General features: G+C 52.4%; 17 protein-coding genes and 1 tRNA gene. 6 read left to right on the top strand and 12 right to left on the bottom strand.

Features of this window, described 5'->3' with window-relative positions; translation table 11 throughout:
* Nucleotides 1-30: 30 nt before the first annotated feature.
* The 9 genes from K5L82_RS05860 to K5L82_RS05900 form a co-directional block, all read right to left on the bottom strand.
* A complete protein-coding gene (locus tag K5L82_RS05860; RefSeq protein ID WP_223133517.1) occupies nucleotides 31-675 on the bottom strand; it encodes an XrtA/PEP-CTERM system exopolysaccharide export protein in 645 nt (214 codons plus the stop codon).
* A 58-nt stretch (nucleotides 676-733) separates the two neighbouring features.
* Nucleotides 734-2146 carry a TIGR03013 family XrtA/PEP-CTERM system glycosyltransferase gene (locus K5L82_RS05865; RefSeq protein ID WP_223133518.1) on the bottom strand — a complete coding sequence of 471 codons (1413 nt, stop codon included), beginning with the start codon at nucleotides 2144-2146 and terminating at the stop codon, nucleotides 734-736.
* 177 nt (nucleotides 2147-2323) lie between these two features.
* Nucleotides 2324-3040, bottom strand: coding sequence for a PEP-CTERM sorting domain-containing protein (locus tag K5L82_RS05870; RefSeq protein WP_223133519.1), 717 nt, complete (start codon nucleotides 3038-3040; stop codon nucleotides 2324-2326).
* A gap of 140 nt (nucleotides 3041-3180) precedes the next feature.
* A complete protein-coding gene (gene prpD / locus K5L82_RS05875; RefSeq protein WP_223133520.1) occupies nucleotides 3181-4668 on the bottom strand; it encodes a 2-methylcitrate dehydratase in 1488 nt (495 codons plus the stop codon).
* A gap of 49 nt (nucleotides 4669-4717) precedes the next feature.
* Nucleotides 4718-5896 (bottom strand): 2-methylaconitate cis-trans isomerase PrpF, encoded by a 1179-nt coding sequence (gene prpF / locus K5L82_RS05880; RefSeq protein WP_223133521.1) that lies wholly within the window; start codon nucleotides 5894-5896, stop codon nucleotides 4718-4720.
* A gap of 65 nt (nucleotides 5897-5961) precedes the next feature.
* Nucleotides 5962-8586, bottom strand: coding sequence for a Fe/S-dependent 2-methylisocitrate dehydratase AcnD (gene acnD, locus K5L82_RS05885; protein ID WP_223133522.1), 2625 nt, complete (start codon nucleotides 8584-8586; stop codon nucleotides 5962-5964).
* 108 nt (nucleotides 8587-8694) lie between these two features.
* A complete protein-coding gene (prpC, locus tag K5L82_RS05890) occupies nucleotides 8695-9828 on the bottom strand; it encodes a 2-methylcitrate synthase (protein ID WP_223133523.1) in 1134 nt (377 codons plus the stop codon).
* 41 nt (nucleotides 9829-9869) lie between these two features.
* Nucleotides 9870-10757, bottom strand: a complete 888-nt coding sequence (prpB, locus tag K5L82_RS05895) for a methylisocitrate lyase (protein ID WP_316933386.1) — start codon at nucleotides 10755-10757, stop codon at nucleotides 9870-9872.
* A gap of 13 nt (nucleotides 10758-10770) precedes the next feature.
* A complete protein-coding gene (locus K5L82_RS05900; protein ID WP_133005727.1) occupies nucleotides 10771-11451 on the bottom strand; it encodes a GntR family transcriptional regulator in 681 nt (226 codons plus the stop codon).
* 231 nt (nucleotides 11452-11682) lie between these two features.
* Between K5L82_RS05900 and galU the strand changes: the two genes are divergently transcribed.
* Nucleotides 11683-12519, top strand: a complete 837-nt coding sequence (gene galU / locus K5L82_RS05905; RefSeq protein ID WP_223133525.1) for a UTP--glucose-1-phosphate uridylyltransferase GalU — start codon at nucleotides 11683-11685, stop codon at nucleotides 12517-12519.
* A gap of 4 nt (nucleotides 12520-12523) precedes the next feature.
* On the opposite strand, the gene K5L82_RS05910 is transcribed toward galU, so the two are convergent.
* Entirely contained in the window at nucleotides 12524-12940 is a 417-nt protein-coding gene (locus tag K5L82_RS05910; RefSeq protein ID WP_133005729.1) for a helix-turn-helix domain-containing protein, read from the bottom strand.
* A gap of 547 nt (nucleotides 12941-13487) precedes the next feature.
* Here K5L82_RS05910 and K5L82_RS05915 point away from each other — a divergent pair.
* From K5L82_RS05915 to K5L82_RS05925, 3 genes are all read left to right on the top strand, one after another.
* On the top strand, nucleotides 13488-14447 hold the full coding sequence (locus K5L82_RS05915; RefSeq protein WP_223133526.1) for a DMT family transporter: 960 nt from the start codon (nucleotides 13488-13490) through the stop codon (nucleotides 14445-14447).
* Between the two features lie 45 nt (nucleotides 14448-14492).
* Nucleotides 14493-14569, top strand: a tRNA-Val gene (locus tag K5L82_RS05920).
* Nucleotides 14570-14830: 261 nt separating this feature from the next.
* Nucleotides 14831-14992, top strand: coding sequence for a hypothetical protein (locus K5L82_RS05925; RefSeq protein WP_165950598.1), 162 nt, complete (start codon nucleotides 14831-14833; stop codon nucleotides 14990-14992).
* A 2-nt stretch (nucleotides 14993-14994) separates the two neighbouring features.
* Here K5L82_RS05925 and K5L82_RS05930 read toward each other — a convergent pair whose 3' ends face one another.
* Complete coding sequence (locus K5L82_RS05930; RefSeq protein WP_133005759.1) at nucleotides 14995-15171, bottom strand: DUF2897 family protein; 177 nt, start codon at nucleotides 15169-15171, stop codon at nucleotides 14995-14997.
* A 144-nt stretch (nucleotides 15172-15315) separates the two neighbouring features.
* Here K5L82_RS05930 and K5L82_RS05935 point away from each other — a divergent pair, with 144 nt between their 5' ends.
* Nucleotides 15316-16128 carry an RluA family pseudouridine synthase gene (locus tag K5L82_RS05935; protein WP_223133527.1) on the top strand — a complete coding sequence of 271 codons (813 nt, stop codon included), beginning with the start codon at nucleotides 15316-15318 and terminating at the stop codon, nucleotides 16126-16128.
* A gap of 194 nt (nucleotides 16129-16322) precedes the next feature.
* The gene (locus K5L82_RS05940; RefSeq protein ID WP_223134004.1) at nucleotides 16323-17147 is read left to right on the top strand and encodes a vWA domain-containing protein; all 825 of its coding nucleotides are present in this window, start codon (nucleotides 16323-16325) and stop codon (nucleotides 17145-17147) included.
* Nucleotides 17148-17220: 73 nt separating this feature from the next.
* Here K5L82_RS05940 and K5L82_RS05945 read toward each other — a convergent pair whose 3' ends face one another.
* Entirely contained in the window at nucleotides 17221-18228 is a 1008-nt protein-coding gene (locus K5L82_RS05945; protein WP_223133528.1) for an NAD-dependent epimerase, read from the bottom strand.
* Nucleotides 18229-18275 lie beyond the last annotated feature (47 nt).

Raw genomic sequence — 18275 nt, forward strand, 5'->3', positions numbered from 1 at the left:
GGCAGATAGAGGTTTGGAAGTCGTGGGCTGTTAGAAACTACGCTCAGGTATCGTCAATATATCCCCCGGTCGCATCGAATAGTTGGTAGCTATCCGCCCCTTACTCAAAATGTCCTCAAGCTGAACAGGTATCGCGACAACCTTGTCCTCGACCTGCCGATACAGCATCGAGTCGTTCAGATCCGCAAATTGGTTGGCACCGCCTGCATTCAGGAACAGATCAAGAACTGTCATACCGCTACGATGTGGTATCGAAATCGGTTGACGAACAGCTCCAGTTACACGGACTCGGTCGGTGAATTCATGACTTCCCATCGAGGTGACCACAACGCTCACCTGCGGTTCTCGAATATACTCTGACAACTTCGCTCGTATGGATTGGGCTAGCCGCTCGGGGGTCTCCCCGCTCGCCCGCACATCACCAACCAGCGGTACAGATATCATGCCATCAGGCCGAACCGGAACGGAGATGCTGATGTCTTCATTGCGCCAAACGGAGACCCGTACCACATCGGTGGCGCCCAAAACGTACTGGTCAACGCTGTCTCGCGTTTCCATTGCCAAAGCGCGTTGAACCATTTCCGGTGAAGAGGGAGCATTAGAAGCACAGCCAACCAACAAGATGGCCGCCATTAGTGGAAGAAATACTGCAGAGACAAGTGACTTCAGAGACATTGTTTTTCTCTCTTTTATTGATGCTGATTTCCGTGTTCCAGGGCCATTAACCCCGAAGCTACCTTGAGCCTTTCTTGAACAAAACCACCTCAACTGTCTGAAGTACAATCAGAAGGTCGAGAAGGAGACTCTGATTCTTTATGTAGTATAGGTCATACCGGAGTTTTTCCCGGGTATCCTCTTCATTATCTGCATAGGCAAAACATAATTGTGCCCAGCCGGTCAGGCCTGGCTTAACCCTATGCCGTTCCGCATAGAACGGGATCTTATTGGTTAACTGCTCCACAAAAACCGGACGCTCAGGCCGTGGCCCTACAAAAGCCATACTTCCGTTCAAAACGTTGAATATCTGCGGCAGCTCATCAATCCGCACACGACGGATAAAGTCGCCGACTTTAGTAACCCTTGAATCGTTTTGCTTCGCCCAGACTGCACCACCCTTCTCGGCATCCGTAACCATTGATCGAAATTTATAAACGCGGAATACCCGATTGTTCACACCAACCCTTTCCTGACTGTATACAACCGGGGCCGAGATGCCGTCTTCAACTTTGATCGCCAGTGCCGTCAGTAACATGATCGGGAAAGTAAAAACCAGAAGTACCGCCGCAGTAATAATATCGAGAGCCCGCTTACCCATTCCGTACACTGCTGAAAACGTGTAGCCATCGGAAAACACCAGCCAACCTCGTGTAAGCATCTCAAGAGCTACTTTTCGGGATTCACGTTCGTAGAAATTGATACCGTCAATAATGCTGACACCCGCCATCTTGCATTCCAGAAGATCATCCATCGGCAAGCCTCTGCGACGATCATCAACGGCTATAACAATTTCACGGACAGGGTGTCGAATCACATATTCATGCAAGGAACCCGGATTATTTATCAGGTGTTTCTCGTTAACCTCCACACTCTCATCGGGCATAGGGATAAAGCCATCGAGCGTAAATCCCTTGCGATTGAAAGGAGTTGTAAGGTCTTGAAGTAATCGCTTTGCTTGACGCCCCGCGCCCAGTACCACGACACGTCGCTTGAACCGATCTTTGCCCAATATCCCAAAAAAAAGAACCCGGGCTATCCCAAGGCAAAATACCGATAAGACGGCTGCCGAAGACAGCAGATCGAAGCTGCCCAGATACCAGAGCCAGTCACTAGCCACAAAATAGGCAAATCCTTGAACAGGGATGGCCAATATCAGGGCCAGAATAGTGCGAAGCATCATTCCAGACATGCCCTCTTCAACGCTTGCTTGATATGCGCCTAAAGCCATCATGACTGTTAGATTAATCATCGAAAAAACAACGAGCGAGGGGAAAACAATAGCGAAATGTTCATTGAAGAACGCTGCGTCTCCGAAGAACCTAAAAAACACAGCTAAAGAGCAAGAAGCCACTAAAACAACTAGGTCGATTAAACCCAGAAGCATAAAAGGCAGGTGGAAGTAGTGCTTAAACAACCTGACGTGGGCCACGCCGACTCCTTGTTATGTTCACAATAAAAACAAATCGCATCCAATGCGACTTACTACCAGTTGTGAACATGTAGTTTAGTACACAATCCCATTACCGCAATAACAATCTGAAGCACTAGTTAACAAAAACTTACAAACCCCGCTAAGCGCGCATCCCGCACTTAGCGGACTCAAATCTTATACCTTAGCCTTGTTGCTCCGAACCAAAACCAATCCAATCAAGCCCAATCCCATCAATGCCAAGGTTCCTGGCTCTGGGACTGTTCCTATGGTTACGTTGTCGAGTCCGTAACCATCGTTAGAACTGTTAGAGTAGATACTGAGATCCCCCAACCCACTGTCGTCATACAAAGAAATATAAAAGATTTTTCCATTTCCCAGAGATGACCCAAAAATGTCGGAAAACGAAAAATCCACGCCCCCGATAGAGAACCTACCGCCGGAATCGTTAGGGTCAGTCATGTAGAACCCCATCGCGGTATACCCGCCAGAAGGAGAAATCGTCATCTTCTGTGCATCCATGCTGTCCAGCCAGTTGTCTGGAGAGACATCAAACCGACCGGAATACGGTGAGCTTACAGAATCGAGAACGGCCAAGCCGGCGTTACAAGAATACGGGCTGGTGTCACACGCACCGCCTGTACCGGCCGTATCCATTGTGAACGATCCGACACCTGCGAGTGACGTCACCGTCATGGATTGCGCACCAACCGCGTAACCGCTGTCGAATGTTTCGGTCATATACCCTGCATTCAAATTGCCTAGAAAAGCCGCTTCCGCTGCCTGCGCTGCACTAAATCCTTCGGAACTGATATTGATGACTGGTGCCGCCGCTGCACTACCAACGCTTCCGGCAAACATTAATGCCGCTACTGCCGTTGCCATGTTTTTCATTGCTAACGCTCCATGATTGTTATTAATCAACAGGAACGAAGCAGTATCTATGCCATAAAAAAAAGACTTTTAAAACAACACCTTAAAATTCGAGTTATTTCTTGGCGTAAAAAAAGCTGACAATAGAAGCTGACGTTCTTTCAGGAGACCACAAACAAGCCCACAAACTCATGAACCGGCATAACCTCCAGTACCCCTAAATCTTCACAGCTGGCCATAATCGCCTGGCATCTCCGGGGCACAAATCGGGTCTTTAAGCTGTTCTCGAACTTCTTCACCAATAACGGCATACCCTCTTCCCGCCTTCTTCGATGACCAATCGGATATTCAACGGCAACTTTTTCCGTACGGCTTCCATCGGCGAAAAACACCTGAATGGCGTTCGCGATTGAACGCTTGTCTGGCTCCAGATACTCCTGAGTGAATCGCTCGTCTTCGATTACCTGCATTTTGTTGCGTAGGCGGTCGATTTCGGGATAGGTTTCGTGAAAGCTGTCTTCGTAGTGCTCTGCGGTGAGGCCGCCAAAAATCAGAGGGACTGCGCTCATGTATTGCAAACAATGATCACGGTCGGCCGGGTTAGCCAGTTCGCCCTGCTTTGAAATGATGCGAATAGCGGATTCGTGCGTGGTCAATTCGATGCGGTCAATCTCATCGAGCCGGTCTTTCACTTCGGGGTGGAGTTTCACAGCAGCTTCGGCCGCGGTTTGCGCATGAAACTCCGCCGGGAACGAAATCTTGAACAGTACGTTCTCCATCACATAGGAGCCAAACGGCTGCGGTAATGAGAACTTGCGAAGAGCGTCTGGCTTTAAGGCTTGATCGCGGTTGGTTTTACTGAAGAGCACATCGTAGAAGCCCCACTGATTGGCGGTCAGGGCACCGGGAACACCCATCTCGCCTCTCATGGCGATATCGGCTAGGCGCACACCTCGTGAGGCAGCATCGCCTGCGGCCCAAGATTTTCGGGAGCCTGCGTTAGGGGCGTGGCGATAGGTACGAAGGGATTGCCCGTCTGCCCAAGCGTGGGAAAGAGCCGAAAGCATTTGCTCCCGATCCGCCCCCATCAATTTGGCGCTGACGGCCGTGGAGGCCACTTTTACGAGTACCACATGATCTAGCCCGACTCGATTAAACGAGTTTTCCAGAGCGAGGACACCCTGAATTTCATGGGCCATGATCATGGCTTCCAGCACGGCTTTCATGGCAAGCGGCGCTTGCCCGTTAGCGACACGTTTCTGGGATAGGTGATCGGCCACGGCCAGAATGGCACCGAGGTTATCCGAGGGATGGCCCCATTCGGCCGCCAGCCAGGTATCGTTGTAATCCAGCCAACGTACGATACACCCAATATCCCAGGCCGCTTTAATCGGGTCTAACCGATAAGGCGTGCCGGGCACCCTGGCCCCATGAGGAACCACAGTGCCCTCCACATAGGGGCCAAGGTGTTTGGTGCATTCCGGAAATCTCAGGGCAAGAAGCCCGCAGCCCAGAGTGTCCATCAAACAGTAACGGGCGGTTTCCCATGCCTCTTCACTGTCGATGCGGTAATTGAGGACATAGTCCGCAATTTCCTGTAACACCACATCGTAGTCAGGACGTGTGTTCTGGTCTGCGTTAGCTCCCATGGCAAAATCCTCCCATTTCCGGAATCGTCAGGGTATGCCTCAGCTTAGTTCAGAAACTGTCTTGAGGCACCCTCACCCAGCCTTCCATAATAACCCGCGCACTGCGGCTCATGATGGCTTTGGTTGCAGTCCACTGACCATTCACTTCTTTGGCTTCCGCGCCTACGCGCAAAGTGCCTGAAGGATGACCGAAAGTCACTTCGGTACGGTCACCGCCGCCAGCCGCGAGGTTCACCAATGTACCGGGAATCGCTGAAGCCGTAGCAATCGCCACCGCTGCCGTGCCCATCATGGCGTGATGCAACTTACCCATAGACATAGCGCGCACAAGCAAGTCCACTTCCGAGGTGGTAATTTGCTTTCCGCTGGAGGATACATAATCCACCGGCTTAGCGACGAAGGCTACTTTCGGCGTGTGCTGACGATTCGCTGCCTCGGCGATGTCTTTAATCAAGCCCATTTTTACCGCACCATGGGCGCGAATGGTTTCGAACATGGCCAGTGCTTTCGGGTCGCTGTTGATGTCGCCCTGAAGCTCACTGCCTTTATAGCCAATGTCTTCGGCGTTCACGAAGATGGTGGGGATACCGGCGTTGATCATGGTCGCTTTAAGCATACCCACGCCCGGCACGTCCAGATCGTCTACCAGATTACCCGTGGGGAACATGGAGCCTTCGCCGTCGGCCGGATCCATAAATTCGATCTTCACTTCAGCTGCCGGGAAGGTGACACCGTCCAGCGCAAAGTCGCCGGTTTCCTGCACCTCACCCTTGGTGATGGGCACGTGGGCAACGATGGTTTTCTTAATGTTAGCTTGCCAGATCCGAACGGTGCATATGCCGTTTTCGGGAACCCGATCTTTAGCAACAAAACCGCCGTTGATAGCGAAAGCACCAACTGCCGCAGTCAGGTTGCCGCAGTTACCGCTCCAATCCACGAAGGGTTTGTCGATCGAAACCTGACCAAACAGGTAATCCACGTCGTGGTCTGGTTGCGTCGGTGCCGCCAATATTACGGTTTTACTGGTACTGGAAGTGGCGTTACCCAAACCGTCGATTTGCTTCTCATAGGGGTCGGGGCTGCCGATCACCCGAAGCAACAACTTGTCGCGGGCCTCACCGGGCACCTGACAGGCTTCCGGCAAGTCTTGCAGGCGGAAAAACGCGCCCTTACTCGTTCCGCCACGTATGTAGGTCGCGGGTACTTTAATTTGTGAGGGGAAGCTCATGAAATGCCTCTCTGAATTGAGTGGGATCTGACCCCGAAGGGTCAGATGTCCAAACGACAATCTGCTTACGCTGCGCCTTCGGCTTCCAGGAAATCCTGAGCGAAGCGCTGAAGTACGCCGCCGGCCGAATAGATATTCAGCTCAGCGAAGGTGTCTAGACGACATTTCACCGGCACTTCGACGGACTCACCGTTTTTACGGTTGATCACCAGAGTGAGCTCCGCACCCGGTGCGATTTCGCCTTTCATATCGAAGGTTTCGGTCCCGTCGATATTGTAGGTCTGGCGAGTTTCGCCTTCACGGAACTGAACCGGCAATACGCCCATGCCCACTAGGTTGGTACGGTGAATACGCTCGAAGCCTTCCGCGACAATCACCTCCACACCTGCCAGACGAACACCTTTGGCTGCCCAGTCACGGGAAGAGCCTTGGCCGTAGTCCGCACCGGCCACGATGATCAACGGCTGCTTGCGTTCCATGTAAGTTTCGATCGCTTCCCACATGCGAGTGACCTGCCCTTCTGGCTCAATACGAGCGAACGAGCCTTGCTTCACTTCGCCGCTTTCATCTCGAACCATTTCGTTCAGCAGTTTCGGATTGGCAAAGGTAGCCCGCTGCGCGGTCAGGTGATCACCACGGTGCGTAGCGTAGGAGTTGAAGTCTTCCTCCGGAACACCCATTTTGTGCAGATATTCACCGGCTGCGGAGTCCATCATGATGGCGTTAGATGGCGACAGATGATCCGTGGTGATGTTGTCACCCAAAACGGCCAGCGGGCGCATACCCGTCATGGTGCGCTCGGCAGCCAACGCACCTTCCCAGTATGGCGGGCGACGGATGTACGTAGACATCGAGCGCCAGTCGTACAGTGGGCTCTTGGCCTGCTCAACAGCATCCAGGTTGAACATCGGGATGTAGACTTCTTTGAACTGCTCCGGCTTCACGAACTCGCCCACGATGCGGTCGATTTCTTCATCGGAAGGCCACAGGTCTTTCAGGGTGACCGGCTTGCCGTCTTTGTCGTAACCCAAGGCGTCCTGTTCGATGTCGAAGCGTACGGTACCGGCAATAGCATAGGCCACAACCAGCGGCGGTGACGCTAGGAAAGCTTGCTTGGCATAGGGATGGATACGGCCATCGAAGTTCCGGTTGCCGGACAGTACCGCAGTTGAGTACAGGTCACGGTCAATGATTTCCTGCTGGATTTTCGGGTCCAGAGCGCCAGACATACCGTTACACGTAGTGCAGGCGTAGGCCACGATACCGAAGCCCAATTTTTCCATTTCTGGCAGTAGGCCGGCTTCTTCCAGATACAGGCGAGCCACTTTGGAGCCCGGGGCAAAGGAAGATTTAACCCAGGGCTTACGCACCAAGCCCAGCTCGTTGGCTTTTTTCGCCACCAAACCAGCCGCTACTACGTTGCGAGGGTTAGAGGTGTTAGTACAAGATGTGATTGCAGCGATGATCACTGCCCCATCCGGCATCAAACCTTTCTTCTCTTCTTCCAGAGCCTTGTCCAAATTCACCGCAATACCGCGATCACCCAGCTCTGACGTTGCGACACGGCGATGCGGGTTAGACGGACCAGCCACGTTTCGAACAACCGTAGACAAATCAAATTCCAGTACACGCTCGTACTGAGCTTCTGTCATTTCGGTGGCCCACAGGCCGGTTTCTTTCGCGTACTTCTCAACCAGATCAACCTGTTCTGGTTCCCGGCCAGTAAGCTTCAGATAATCGATGGTCTGCTCGTCGATGTAGAACATTGCTGCCGTGGCGCCATATTCCGGTGTCATGTTGGAAATGGTGGCACGGTCGCCGATGGTCAGGCTGGAAGCACCTTCACCAAAGAACTCAAGATACGCCCCTACGACCCTTTCCTTACGCAAGAATTCGGTAATCGCCAGAACGATGTCGGTTGCAGTAATGCCCGGCTGGCGTTTGCCCGTGAGCTTCACACCGACAATGTCCGGCAGGCGCATCATAGACGGCTGGCCCAGCATGACTGTCTCTGCTTCCAAACCGCCCACACCCACAGCAATAACGCCCAATGCATCGATGTGTGGGGTGTGGCTGTCGGTGCCGACACAGGTATCAGGGAAAGCAATCGGATGACCGTCTTCATCGGCACGGTTCTGGATCACCGGAGACATTTTCTCCAGGTTGATCTGATGCATGATGCCGTTACCCGCGGGGATCACATCCACATTGTGGAATGCGGTACGAGTCCAGTTAATGAAGTGAAAACGGTCTTCGTTGCGGCGCTCTTCAATGGCACGGTTTTTATCGAACGCATCGGGGTCAAAGCCCGCGGCTTCCACCGCCAGCGAGTGATCCACGATCAGCTGGGTTGGCACCACAGGGTTTACTTTAGCGGGATCGCCGCCCTTTTCGGCAATGGCGTCACGCAGACCGGCCAAGTCTACCAATGCGGTCTGGCCAAGAATGTCGTGGCACACCACGCGCGCCGGATACCAAGGGAAGTCTAGTTCGCTCTTACGCTCGATCAACTGTTTCAAGGAGTCGGTGAGCGTCTCGGCATCACAGCGACGAACCAATTGCTCGGCCAAAATTTTAGAGGTATACGGCAGTTTGGCGTATGAGCCGGGCTGAATGTCTTCGATGGCCTGACGGGTGTCGTAGTACTTCAGATCGGTACCCGGAAGGGGTTTTCTGTATTCGGTGTTCATGATTCTGTTCTCTTTCGGGGAGATGGGCGCGACAAAAACGGTTGGGGTCTGGCCCCGAGGGGGACAGACCCCTTCGGGGATTCCAGACTATTCCTTCCTGTTCAGCCTTTAGCTGCGTTTTTCAAGAGGCAGCCATTCCTGATTTTCCGGGCCGGTATAATCCGCACTGGGGCGAATAATACGGTTCTTGGCGCGCTGTTCTTTAACGTGGGCCGTCCAGCCAGATACCCGAGACATTACGAAGATGGGTGTAAACAACTCGGTCGGAATGCCCATAAAGTGGTAGGCCGATGCGTGGAAGAAATCCGCGTTGCAGAACAATTTCTTCTCACGCCACATCACTTCTTCACAGCGGACAGAAACCGGGTACAGAACGGTATCACCCACTTCTTGCGCCAGCTTCTCAGACCACTGCTTGATAATGCCGTTACGCGGATCAGAATCGGTGTAGATCGCGTGGCCGAAGCCCATAATCTTTTCTTTACGCTTAAGCATACCCATCAGGCCGGTTTCGGCTTCGTCTGCACTATTAAAGCGCTGGATCAACTCCATCGCAGCTTCATTGGCACCTCCGTGCAAAGGTCCACGCAGGGAACCGATAGCACCGGTGACACAGCTGTGAATATCCGACAGCGTTGAAGCACACACGCGAGCGGTAAAGGTAGACGCGTTGAACTCGTGCTCTGCGTATAGAATCAGCGACACGTTCATAACGCGCTCATGCAACTCGCTCGGCTTCTTGCCGTGCAGCAGCTCCAAGAACAGGCCGCCAATAGAGTCGGATTCGCTGTTCGCAGTATCGATGCGCACGCCTTCGTGGGCAAAGCGATACCAATAGGTGATGATCGCCGGGAATGCCGCCAGCATGCGGTCGATTTTGTCGTCCTGTTCACTGAAATCGTTTTCAGTTTCCAGGTTACCCAACACGGAACAGCCAGTGCGCATCACGTCCATCGGGTGAGCGTTGCTCGGGATCTGCTCCAACACCGTTTTCAGGGCATCCGGCAGGGATCGCAGGCTCTTAAGCTTAGCTGTGTAGGCATCCAATTCTTGCTGGTTAGGCAGCTTGCCTCGCAGCAGCAGGTAAGCCACTTCTTCAAACTGGGCATGCTCCGCCAGATCTTTTACGTCGTATCCGCGATACGTCAGGCCGGCACCGGATTTGCCTACAGTACACAACGCGGTTTCACCAGCCACTTGGCCACGCAGACCTGCTCCACCTAGTTTCTTTGCTTCAGCCATGTCGGTCTCCCTCAATCTCCAGTTATTAGAGTTTTAACGATTCAGTCTTTTTTCTGAGTGAACAATTCGTCCAGCTTCTGCTCGAAGTCGTGGTAGTTCAGGAAGTCGTAGAGTTCCATGCGGGTTTGCATCAAGTCTACTACGTCTTTCTGATCGCCTTTTTCCAGAATGTTCTGGTAAACCGTCAGTGCCGCTTTGTTCATCGCGCGGAAAGCACTTAGCGGATACAGAACCATGGCGGCACCGGCTTCAGCCAGCTCAGACTTGTTGTATAGAGGCGTAGCGCCGAACTCGGTGATGTTCGCGAGAATCGGCGCATCGATGGCTTCGGCAAAGGCTTTGTAGTCCGACAGTTCATGGACCGCTTCAGCGAAGATGCCATCCGCACCGGCTTCGATACAGGCTTTCGCACGGTCAATCGCAGCTTTCAGACCTTCTTTCTGAAAAGCATCGGTACGGGCCATGATGAAGAAATCTTTGTCTTCCCGAGCATCGGCTGCTGCACGGATACGATCTACCATTTCCTCTTTGGAGACAATTTCTTTGTTCGGACGGTGACCACAGCGCTTTTGGGCCACTTGGTCTTCAATGTGAACCGCGGCCGCGCCTGCACGCTCCATTTCACGAATGGTACGGCCAATATTGAAGGCGCCGCCCCAACCCGTGTCGATATCAACCAGAAGCGGTACATCGGTGGCTGCAGTAATGCGGCGCACGTCTTCGACAACGTCGTTCATGCTGGTCATGCCCAGGTCCGGCAGACCGTAGGATGCGTTAGCAACACCACCACCTGACAGGTAAATGGCTTGATGCCCTACCCGCTCAGCCATCATGGCCGCATAGGCATTGATGGTGCCGACAATCTGCAGCGGTTGGTTTTCTTTCAGAGCTTTACGGAAACGAGCACCTGCGGAAAGCTTAGCCATAATAATTACCTCTTAATCAGATGGTTAAAACGCCTTCTTCAATCTTTTTCTCAATATTTTGACGGGCGGCGTTGATGTGTCTTTTCATTAAAAATTCGGCGAGTTCACCATCGCGCTGAGCAATGGCTTCGACGATACTTCGGTGTTCGCCCAGCGCCATATGGGGGCGCCCGGCGGATGTACTTAATCGGTAGCGGTACATGCGTACCATGTAATAAAGATCACCCAGAAGCATCTGGGCTAACTTTGTGTTTCGACTGCCGGTGGCAATGCGGTGATGAAAATCGTAATCGCCTTCGGCCTGATAATAGGCTTGCCCTTGGGCTTCTTCGATCATGGCTTCGTGGCTGTCCAGCGTCGCTAACAAGTCCTGGATTTCCTCATCAGTCATGCGCTCGGCTGCTTGCCGAGCCGCCAGGCCTTCCATCACTTCACGAATCCGGTACAGCTCGATCAGCTCATCCGCACTGACAGAGACCACCTTTACTCCGGCATGAGGCCGGCGCACTAACAGGCCGCGGGACTCCAATCGGCCCAGCGCTTCCCTGAGCGGCCCGCGTGTCAAGTTGAATCGAGAGCAGAGCTCGACCTCACCGATTTTTTCGCCCGGCGCCAAATCGCCTTTTACGATTGCGGTTTGCAAACAATCGAATGCTTCGTCGGCGCGGGTTTGAGCTTGCAACTGAACTTCAGCCATGTTTTGTTAACAATCCAAGTGATGATGATTCGAAAACTACGCTTCAACACACGGATTGTCAACAATACGCATTGCGGCGAAAGTATAATTGTTAGCAGATATCCGGCCTAAACCTGCTCCACCCTCCTTCATAGCCACGAAACCCTCCATTTAGCCACGCAACTTCGCTACACTTAACGCACTTTGTGGGAAGGCTCCCAACAAACTCGAATCGAATGAAGGATGAACCCTATGATCAAGAAGTGTCTCTTCCCCGTTGCCGGTTATGGCACACGCTTCCTCCCGGCCACCAAGGCCATGCCCAAAGAAATCCTGCCGGTTGTTAATAAGCCGCTGGTTCAGTATGGCGTGGAAGAAGCGTCAGACGCCGGCATACACGAATTCGGATTCGTGACGGGTCGCGGTAAGCGCGCTATCGAAGACCACTTCGACATCAGTTACGAATTGGAACATCAAATTGCTGGTTCAGGAAAAGAAGGCCTGCTTACCTCTATTCGCGATCTGATCGACAACAACACCTTCGCGTTTACCCGCCAGAGCGAAATGAAAGGCTTGGGGCACGCTATTCTGACAGGCCGCAACTTGGTCGGTGACAACCCGTTTGCGGTGGTTCTGGCTGACGACTTCTGCGTAGGCCCGGAAAACGACGACGGTGTGTTGAGCCAGATGGTAAAACTGTACAACCAGTTCCGCTGTTCAATTGTCGCCATTGAAGAAGTGCCTATGGATGAAACTCATAAGTACGGTGTGATCGCTGGTGAATCTATGAAAGACGGTTTGTACCGCATCACCGACATGGTTGAAAAACCCACGCCGGAGAACGCACCGAGTAATCTTGCCATCATCGGCCGCTACATTTTGACACCAGACATCTTTGAAATTCTGAAGCGCACGCCTCCGGGCAAAAACGGCGAGGTACAGATCACTGATGCCCTGCTGGAACAAGCCAAGAACGGCTGCGTGCTGGCGTATCAATTTAAAGGCAAGCGTTTCGACTGCGGCAGCATTGATGGTTTCGTTGAAGCCACCAACTACGTGTACGAAAATATCTATAAGAAAGGCAAGTAAGGGCCTAGCCCCCTAGCAGCTGTAATACCATGCGCCGGTTATCTGTTGAGGCTTTACGGAACCGGCGCAGAATTTCGATCTCCTCGTCCGACAATTTCACGCGCTCTATTTCGTACTCCAACTCTTTCAGCGCTTCCGCAAGACCGTCACCACTACCAACAACCAAACCCGGCAACTCCAGCTGGTCTGCGTCGCTGTCGTCGTTCATGTCCAGCAATTGTTCGAGGGGTGTTTCTGTTTTTACACACAAATCCAGTAGTTCGGCCACGCCCGGGTATCGACGTTGCTTTAGCTCCGGTTCCTCCCAACGCTGAACCACAGCTTCTTCTACGCCGCACATGGCCGCAATGTCCGAACAAGAAAGCTGACCCGCTTCGCGAAGATAGCGCAAGCGACGGTGAAACGATTGCAGGTACCGCATCCTGATGCCTCTGACCTGTGAGCTGTGGCTTTTAACAGCCACGAAGCGTTGTGCGTGATGGAGAAGGTTATACGGAAATGTATCGTATATGTCGCTTTCGGCACAACGTATTACTACGGATAGCCGCCACGCCTCGCCAACCAGACACCATCAATCCCAAACGACACCAGCAATCCGCGAGCACCGATCAAGACCATACCAGTCGAACCCAACGACAACCGGCCCACAGGTGGTGGGAAACAACCTCTCAGCGCCCCTGGAAACCTCGCCAGACCGTGATAAAGCGGACACAACGACATTGGAACCTGCGAACTCAACGGGCTATTTCGACGGCAGTCTCAGCTCTGGGGTTCTGGCGACCAATATCTCGAAGTGCCAGGCTCAAACCAGACCAGCATGCCTAACCTGCTGTACTCCAGCCTAAACAACTAACAAATCCCCACCGGCTCATGGACGAGCCACTCCCCCTCGGTTTTCGCTGCTTTCTTTTTTAGCGACCTAACGATAAATTGGTCCACCTTTTTATATATGCAGGCTTTGCCTAATCATGTCTGACGCTCACAAATCCGACCTTCTCTTGGTTGTCGTCACGCTTCTAGCGGCGGTCGGCTGGATATTTTCGAAAGAAGCGGTACTGATGATGCCGCCGCTTTTGTTTATGGCCGTCCGCTTTTTAATTGCCGGTGGTGTGCTGTTTCTTTTGGCCTTGCCCTCTCTGCGCCGCCTGAGCTTGGATCAAATTCAGCGCAGTATTGGCGTTGGAGCTGTGTTCGGGATTGCGATGACCTGCTGGATCATGGGGCTTTTCCACGGCGACAGCATGGGTGAAGGCGCTTTTCTGACCAGCCTTGGCGTGGTTATTGTGCCCATACTCGCAAGGCTATTATTTGGTGAAACGCAGCCCATTAGCACATGGATAGCGATACCCATCGCGGTGTCGGGCTTAGCCCTGCTTTCACTGGAAAACGGTTTCAGGCCGGACCCAGGCCAACTCTATTTCGTCATGGCCGCGTTTATTTTTGCGCTCTACTTCACTCTGAACACCCGAACCGCCAATCAACGGACAGTGGTGAACAAGCACGGCGAAACCATCGAGAAAAAGAAAGTCCCCGCCCTTCCGCTCACCGCCATGGCACTTCTGACCGTGGGCGTAGTTACTCTGGCGGAATCCGCCATCACAGAACCTTGGGCGACCACCTTCGCCAATCCACCACCCATCCTATACGTTTGGGTACTGGCCAGCGCCATCATAGCGACAGCGGGACGTTTTCTGCTGCAAACCTATGCTCAAAGCCTGTCAGCGCACAGTCACGGGGTGGTGATTCTCATATTGGAACCAGTATGGGTCGCCCTGTTTGCCGCCGTGTGGTTTAACGAGAGTATGGCCCTTCTCCAAATCGGCGGATGCGCCCTTATATTCGCGGCTTTATTGGTCAATCGCTGGAATGCCTTGCTGCGCGCGATTAAAGGCCTAATGAAAGTGAAAAATACGCTTCAAAGTAGTTGACCAGTAACGGGATAATCAGTATATTTCGTCCCCGTTGCAGGACATAGGACCATAGCTCAGTTGGTTAGAGCGCTACCTTGACATGGTAGAGGTCCCCAGTTCGAATCTGGGTGGTCCTACCATTCCCTGCAAGCAGGAAAGTCACTTAGGCGTAAGACAAGTGGCTTTTTTCGTTTCTGGCGCACACCTTTCACAAAACCAGCTATTCCCCCTACTCTTAACAGCCTACCCCCTCCACATCTCCATTTCGGTGCGGTGTAAGAACAGCACAAAAAACTGGTGACCCGCCCAACGCCTACTATCCTTGTCGTAAGCACTCTTAAATATGTAGCTGTTGATCGCATATCTCGGAATAAAAACGTGCCGCTTAGAAGGAGTTAAGCGTGGGAACTGGGAAAAAGTGTACTTGTGCAGCGGGAATCATGGCCTTGGCAGTGATCGCAGACCACCCTGAGTTGCTTGAAACCAAATACTTGGATCCTTACTACTATTACGACTGGGCTTTCTATTTCGCCCAGAGTTATGTGTTACTGGCTGGCCTCTAAAACTATCCATCCCGCTTTTCCTCTTCTCGTTCTTCTTTCTCGAGCTGAGCTTTTCGAGCGCGGATTTTTTCCAGCTTCTCTTCCGGGATTTGCATATTGGCACTGTCTCTGAGGAATAACAGGCTACCAACCACCATGGCAATCGCAGCTAATATAAACAACCATCCTATGAGCGGCATTTTCATTCTCCTCTGAAAATTCTATATTCAGTGTACACCCTGCCCTTCGATTGGTTAACTCAGTCCCGCAGCACGAAACCACTTGTCCCGCGTTCTGTAGCTTCGTACCATTGCCCTGACATCCGCAGCCTCCTGGACCCCCCGATGCGCAAACAGATTGATATCACCGTTGATTCCGCTCAAACCGCCGTGGATGCACTTGCGCCGGCCTCCGGTCTGCCGAAGCAGCGTATAAAAGACGCAATGGCGAAAGGGGCTTGCTGGTGGCTGCAGAAGGGCAAACGCGTGCGGCTGCGGAAAGCCAAACGGGAATTACAACCGGGAACTAGGATTGAGCTGTTTTATGATGACACCGTGTTGGCCCGCGAGCCAGAAACTCCAACGCTCATTGAGGATAAAGGTCGTTACAGTGTCTGGAATAAACCCCATGGGCTGTTATCTCAAGGATCCCAATGGGGGGATCATTGCAGCTTGCTCCGCCTCGCCGAACTTCAACTGAACCGATCTTGCTTTTTAGTGCACCGCCTAGATGCGGATGCCGCAGGATTAATGCTTGTTGCCCATGATGGCAAGGCCGCAGCTGCCCTCTCTACCCTGTTTTCAAGCCGGGCCATGACCAAAATCTATCGGGCACGGGTTACCGGACAACTGCTCGCTCAAGATACTAAAATTGACGCCCCTATTGATGGCAAAGCATCGGTAAGTCACGTCAAGACCATTAACGTCGATTCGGAAACGAACACAACACTCGTGGAAGTCAAAATAGACACAGGCAGAAAACATCAGATACGGCGCCATCTAGCGGAGGTCGGACATCCGATTGTGGGCGATCGGCTTTATGGCACCAAAGCCCCATCAGGTCTCCAGCTAGTCGCGAAATACCTTGCCTTTGATTGCCCGTTACAAAAGCACCCTGTTCGCTTTACCCTCAAATGCGAGCCGTCGGTCAACAACTAAGGCCAAGAATGCAGCCTTAAGTTTGTCAGCTTTTTATACAGTCATTCTCACTGTCTGCATCAACGCCTTCATAACACGCTGTTTTAAAGTATAAAAATAACCACCAAAAACATGGCACGCAGCATGCCTTTTGTTCCCTTACGCTCAAACGAATAACGGGCGATTTCGAATAAAATGGAACGAGGGAACCAACCATGAATATCAAAAAGCTATTCTCAGGGCTTCTGTTAGGGGCCTCCATCGCGATATCACCCGTGCAGGCGGCCCCCATTCTCAGTGACATCGTATTTGTTGTCGATGAATCTGGCTCTATGGGTAATGTTCAAACTAACCTAAGGAACAACATTGGGTTATTTGCCAGTATCCTGACAGGAACCAACCAAGTTGATGCGCAGTATGGACTGGTAGGGTACGGAAGCAGATCACCCGCGCCCCGAATGATCACCGATTTCACCGATGCCAATAACTTCTCGACGGCAGCTCAAGGTCTGTTAACCAACGGCGGATCAGAACCAGGCTACACAGCTACGGCGTTCGCACTCAACGAATTAGACAACCAAACAGACCTGTTCTCTTTCCGCGGCAATGCAGTCAAGAACATCATCATCTTGACCGACGAACCATCCAATGGCGACTTCGCTTCCCGAGGAGCTGTAGGTGGTCAAGCCGTTTCAGAGAGCATTCTGGATGGCCTACTGACCAGCAACAACGCGCTGTACAATGGTGTACTTAGAGGAACAAGCACTAAGAATTCTTATACAGATTTGATCACTGATCACGGTGGCACAGTGTTCGACCTGAACCTGTTTAACACCAATGACCAGAATGTTGTTCAGCAGTTCGTCACTGACTTCGCAAACAAGAAACTGCAGGAAACACTGGATTTCTGCCAACTCAATCCAAATGATCCGGCATGCCAGCCATCCACCTCGGTACCTGAGCCTTCATCTTTGGCTCTTATCGGCCTAGGCCTGTTGGGAATCGGTTTACGAGCGCGCCGTAAAGCAGTCGTTGCTTGAGATTACCCTGGAGTTAAAAAAACGGCCGACATAATTGTCGGCCGTTTTTTATTACGCGGGACTCGAGGCGAAATCAGACTTTGTAGAAGTCCCGATACCAGTCCACGAAGTTAGCAATGCCCTCTTCAACCGGCGTTGCAGGTTTATAATCCACATCGTTGATCAGATCATCAACGTTGGCGTAAGTAGCCGGCACATCACCCGGCTGCAGCGGCAGCAAATTCTTCTGAGCTTTCTTACCCACCCGCTCCTCAATGATCTCAATAAACCGAGATAGCTCGACCGGGTTATTGCTACCTATGTTGTAGATGCGGTACGGCGCCTTGCTGGTACCTGGGTCTGGCTGAGCGCCTGACCATTCCGGGTTTGGTTCGGCTACATGGTCCAGGGTGCGGATTACGCCTTCAACGATGTCATCGATGTAGGTGAAATCTCGGCGGTGTTGACCGTGATTGAATACATCAATCGGTTCGCCCGCCAGAATCTTCTTGGTGAATATAAATAACGCCATATCCGGGCGCCCCCAAGGGCCGTAAACGGTAAAGAACCGTAAACCGGTGGTCGGCATGTCGTAAAGATGGCTGTAGGTGTGAGCCATCAGCTCATTAGCCTTTTTGGATGCGGCGTACAAGCTCAACGGGTGATCCACGTTGTCATGCACTGAAAACGGCATGGTTTCGTTGGCACCGTATACCGAGCTGCTGGAGGCATACACCAGATGCTTCACGTCGTTGTGACGGCAGCCTTCCAATATATTGGTAAAGCCCACCAAATTAGCATCGATGTAGGCATGGGGATTTTCCAATGAATAACGAACACCGGCTTGCGCCGCCAGATGCACAACCCGCTCAGGCTTGTGCTCGCGGAACAGAACTTCCATTGCTTCACGATTAGCGACATCTTCGCGCACTTCGGTGAAGCCCGGCTTATCCAACAACCGCGCCAATCGCGCTTCCTTGAGGTTGACGTCATAATAGTCGTTAACGTTGTCCACACCAATCACTTCATCACCGCGATCCAACAGCCGATGAGCCAGGTGCGAGCCGATAAAACCGGCAGTGCCCGTTACCAGGATTTTCAAAATCTGCTCTCCAAAAAAATGGCGCCCGGAGGCGCCTGTTCGTCTAC

Origin of the sequence: Marinobacter sp. AL4B (assembly GCF_019916045.1) — a bacterium.
In the GTDB taxonomy this organism is placed as follows: domain Bacteria; phylum Pseudomonadota; class Gammaproteobacteria; order Pseudomonadales; family Oleiphilaceae; genus Marinobacter.

What these genes read in the sequence shown, in the direction of transcription:
- K5L82_RS05940 (WP_223134004.1), top strand. Translation starts at nt 16,323, where the DNA reads ATGAATATCAAAAAGCTATTCTCAGGGCTTCTGTTAGGGGCCTCCATC.
- galU (WP_223133525.1), top strand. Translation starts at nt 11,683, where the DNA reads ATGATCAAGAAGTGTCTCTTCCCCGTTGCCGGTTATGGCACACGCTTC.
- K5L82_RS05930 (WP_133005759.1), bottom strand. Translation starts at nt 15,171, where the DNA reads ATGCCGCTCATAGGATGGTTGTTTATATTAGCTGCGATTGCCATGGTG.
- K5L82_RS05915 (WP_223133526.1), top strand. Translation starts at nt 13,488, where the DNA reads ATGTCTGACGCTCACAAATCCGACCTTCTCTTGGTTGTCGTCACGCTT.
- K5L82_RS05870 (WP_223133519.1), bottom strand. Translation starts at nt 3,040, where the DNA reads ATGAAAAACATGGCAACGGCAGTAGCGGCATTAATGTTTGCCGGAAGC.
- prpC (WP_223133523.1), bottom strand. Translation starts at nt 9,828, where the DNA reads ATGGCTGAAGCAAAGAAACTAGGTGGAGCAGGTCTGCGTGGCCAAGTG.
- prpD (WP_223133520.1), bottom strand. Translation starts at nt 4,668, where the DNA reads ATGGGAGCTAACGCAGACCAGAACACACGTCCTGACTACGATGTGGTG.
- K5L82_RS05910 (WP_133005729.1), bottom strand. Translation starts at nt 12,940, where the DNA reads ATGCGGTACCTGCAATCGTTTCACCGTCGCTTGCGCTATCTTCGCGAA.
- K5L82_RS05900 (WP_133005727.1), bottom strand. Translation starts at nt 11,451, where the DNA reads ATGGCTGAAGTTCAGTTGCAAGCTCAAACCCGCGCCGACGAAGCATTC.
- prpF (WP_223133521.1), bottom strand. Translation starts at nt 5,896, where the DNA reads ATGAGCTTCCCCTCACAAATTAAAGTACCCGCGACCTACATACGTGGC.
- acnD (WP_223133522.1), bottom strand. Translation starts at nt 8,586, where the DNA reads ATGAACACCGAATACAGAAAACCCCTTCCGGGTACCGATCTGAAGTAC.
- K5L82_RS05860 (WP_223133517.1), bottom strand. Translation starts at nt 675, where the DNA reads ATGTCTCTGAAGTCACTTGTCTCTGCAGTATTTCTTCCACTAATGGCG.
- K5L82_RS05935 (WP_223133527.1), top strand. Translation starts at nt 15,316, where the DNA reads ATGCGCAAACAGATTGATATCACCGTTGATTCCGCTCAAACCGCCGTG.